Genomic DNA, 3429 nt, shown 5'->3' on the forward strand with positions numbered 1-3429 from the left:
GATAGCGGTGTATCAGTCAACATTGATTAAACTGACACACCGCTATCGCGAGCAGGCTCACTCCTACAGTTTTGACCGGTGATCAGGTTCAGAGCGCGGAGCGAATCAGATCGCCGAGCCAATCCATAAACACCCTGACCCGCAATGGCAAATGCCGTTGCCGCGCATACAACAATGAAATCCCCATCGCCGGCGCGGTGAATTGCGGCAACACAGTCACCAGTTCGCCGTTATCCAGATGCGGCTGCATGCCGGTACGCGGCACCTGCGTCAGACCAAATCCACCGAGGCACGCCGACTCGTAAGCGTCGGTGCTGTTGACAGTAATGCTGCCTGCCATCGGCAAGCGTTTAACCTGACCGCCCTCCTCGTACACAAAACCTTCCGAACGCGAGCCGAGCACGCCGACGTAATGCACCAGCCGATGCTGCGCGAGATCTTCCAGGGTCTGCGGCACACCGTAGCGCTCAAGGTAGGCCGGGCTGGCGCAGTTAACCATGGGAAAGTCACCGAGGTGCCGCGCCACCACCGATTGATCCGGCTGCGCGCCAATCCTCACCACACAATCGAAGCCTTCGCTGAGCAGATCAACACGGCGATCGGTGCTGCTGATTTCCAGCTCCAGATTCGGATGACGCTCCATGAACTGTGGCAAGCGCGGCATGATCAGGCGCCGCGCGAGAATGTTCGGCATGTCGACCCGAATGCGCCCGGTCAGCGACGCTTCGTCCTGGCGAAACAGGCCTTCGATCTCGTCCATGTGCGAGAGCAGGTCCTTGCTGCGTTCGTATAACACCAAACCGTCCTGCGTCGCCTGAACCTTGCGCGTGGTGCGTTGCAGCAGACGTGTACCGAGCAGTGCTTCGAGCGCTTGCACGTGTTCGGACACGGTCGAGCGCGGTAAGCCCAAGCTCTCGCCAGCGAGGGTGAAACTCGACAGCTCGCTGACCCTGACGAAGGTGCGCAGCAGTTCCAGTTTGTTCATGGGCCGCTCGTAGATTGTTCGGCTGAGCCGATCAGTGATTCCGGATTCACTCTGTTTATCACCTCAGGACGGATAAATAAACTGAGCCCATCACCAATCACTGCAATCGAGGAAGTCCCTATGAACCGTAAAATCGCATTGATCACCGGCGCCAGCCGTGGCCTCGGTAAAAACGCCGCACTGCATCTTGCCGCTCAAGGCATCGACATCATCGGCACCTACAACAGCCGTGCTAATGAAGCCCAGGCACTGGTAACCGAACTGCAGGCACTCGGCGCGAAAGCCGTGATGCTGCAACTGGACGTCGGCCGCAGCGAAACCTTTGCCGATTTTGGTATACGTGTTGAGCAGGCATTGCAGCAGACGTTCGAACGTCAGCGTTTTGATTTCCTGATCAACAACGCCGGGATCGGCGTGCATGCCCTGTTTGCCGAAACCACGCCGGAGCAGTTCGATCTGCTGATGAACATCCAGTTGAAAGGGCCGTTCTTCCTGACCCAGCAATTGCTGCCACTGATTAACGACGGCGGCCGGATCATCAATATTTCCAGCGGCCTGACCCGTTTCAGCCTGCCGGGTTATGGCGCTTATGCGGCGATGAAAGGCGCGATGGAAGTGCTGACCCGTTATCAGGCCAAAGAGCTGGGTGCGCGGCAGATTGGCGTGAACATTCTTGCGCCGGGGGCGATTGAAACGGACTTCGGTGGTGGCGCAGTACGCGACAACTCAGCAGTGAATGCGATGGTCGCCAGCAACACCGCGCTGGGCCGTGCCGGGCAACCGGACGATATTGGCGGGGCGTTGGCGTTGCTGCTGTCGCCGGGTGGACAGTGGATCAATGGCCAGCGGGTTGAGGCATCCGGCGGCATGTTCCTCTAACCAACGCTGAAACACCTTCACATGTAGGAGCTGCCGAAGGCTCGGGCCGCGATCGGACGATCTTTTGATCTTGCCCTTAAAAATCAAGATCAAAAGATCGCAGCCTTCGGCAGCTCCTACACGGGGATCGAGGTTAGCTCTGGCAAGCGTTGCGCGTCATGAAGCGCTCGCGCAAAACGTCATAGCTCCAGTGATAAACGTAGGTGTACGGCAGGAAAAACAGCAACACGCCGATGTCGAGCAAAAACGCCTGCCACAGGCTGACCGACAACCACCAGGCAATCAGTGGCACGCCCATTACGATCAAACCACCCTCGAACAGCAGCGCGTGTACCACTCGCACCCAAGCATTGTGCGCAACGTTCATGCGCGCAAGCATACGATCAAAGAAGCGGTTGAACACCACGTTCCAACCCAGCGCCAACAGGGCGATCAACACCGTCACCGCGCCCATTTCCAGCATCGGTTTTTGCATGATCCACGCCAGCAACGGTGTGCAGATCAGGATGGCCAGCAGTTCGAAACCAACGGCTTGGAAAATACGTTCAGAGATGGATTTGTGGGCAGTCATGGCCTGAGTCCTTGAGTGAATATGATTGCCATGATCCATGCTCTCATCGATACTTCATAACCAATAACCATCGACCAAGGCGATAGTTGATGATTTCGCAAGAAGTGCTGTTGGCATTTGTCCAGGCAGCCACCCAAGGCTCGTTTTCCGCAGCGGCACGCAAACTCGGGCGCAGTCAGTCGACCATCAGCGCGGCAGTGGCCAGTCTTGAGATCGATCTGGACCTGCAGTTGTTCGATCGCAGCAGTCGTAAACCGACGCTGACCCCGGCCGGGCATGTGATGCTGCAACGCGCCGAGACGATTCTGGCGGCCAGCAGTCGCCTGGAAATGACCGCACGACAGTTGTCCCAAGGCGTCGAACCGAAGCTGACGGTGGCGATTTCCGACACGTATCAGTCGTACCGTTTTGAAGCGGCGCTGGTCGGGTTTGAGCAGCGTTATCCGGATCTGGAACTGGAATGCCTGATTGCCGAATGCGATGACTTGATTGAGCTGGTGCAACGCGGTCGCGCGCACTTGGCCTTCGCTGAGATGCAAGAGAACTACCCGCCGGATCTGGTGACGTCGACAGTGGCCGAGCGCACGGAAATCGCCTTGTTCGTCAATCGCGACCATGCGCTGGCCAGGCTTGGTCACATTGATCAGCAGATCCTCGAGCAGCATCGTGAGCTGCGCCTGGCGACCATCGTCAATCCGTATGACAGCCGTGGCAAAGGTCGCGTGTGGTCGGCACCAAGTTATCTGATGCTGCTGGAAATGGCCGAAAAGGGGTTTGGCTGGGCGCCGCTGCCGCGTTGGCTGGCGCAGCGTTATGGCAATGATTTGCTGGTGGAGTTGAAAGTGCGCGGCTGGCCGAAACCGGTGTTTGTCGATGCCTTGTGGTCGCGGCTGTATCCGCCGGGGCCGGCGGGGAGTTGGTTATTGAGCAAGATGCTGGAATAACGGCGCTGCTGATCGCTGGCAAGCCTGAAGTCAAAAGCCCCTCACCCCAG

At 58.0% G+C, this 3429-nt stretch carries 4 protein-coding genes; 2 read left to right on the top strand and 2 right to left on the bottom strand.

The genetic code is table 11. From position 1 onward, the window contains the following. Window positions 1-88: 88 nt before the first annotated feature. Complete coding sequence (locus tag PMI23_RS01710; RefSeq protein ID WP_007917769.1) at window positions 89-985, bottom strand: LysR family transcriptional regulator; 897 nt, start codon at window positions 983-985, stop codon at window positions 89-91. Window positions 986-1105: 120 nt separating this feature from the next. On the opposite strand from PMI23_RS01710, the gene PMI23_RS01715 reads away from it, so the two are divergent. Beyond that, entirely contained in the window at window positions 1106-1864 is a 759-nt protein-coding gene (locus tag PMI23_RS01715) for an SDR family NAD(P)-dependent oxidoreductase (protein WP_007917770.1), read from the top strand. A gap of 133 nt (window positions 1865-1997) precedes the next feature. Here the strand turns inward: PMI23_RS01715 and PMI23_RS01720 are convergent, their stop codons facing one another. After that, window positions 1998-2435: a multidrug/biocide efflux PACE transporter gene (locus tag PMI23_RS01720; RefSeq protein ID WP_007917772.1), complete on the bottom strand. Its 438-nt coding sequence runs from the start codon at window positions 2433-2435 to the stop codon at window positions 1998-2000. Window positions 2436-2524: 89 nt separating this feature from the next. Between PMI23_RS01720 and PMI23_RS01725 the strand changes: the two genes are divergently transcribed. Further along, window positions 2525-3379 carry a LysR family transcriptional regulator gene (locus tag PMI23_RS01725; protein WP_007917773.1) on the top strand — a complete coding sequence of 285 codons (855 nt, stop codon included), beginning with the start codon at window positions 2525-2527 and terminating at the stop codon, window positions 3377-3379. The last annotated feature ends 50 nt before the right edge of the window (window positions 3380-3429 follow it).

Source organism: Pseudomonas sp. GM24 (genome assembly GCF_000282235.1).
Classification (GTDB): Bacteria; Pseudomonadota; Gammaproteobacteria; order Pseudomonadales; family Pseudomonadaceae; genus Aquipseudomonas.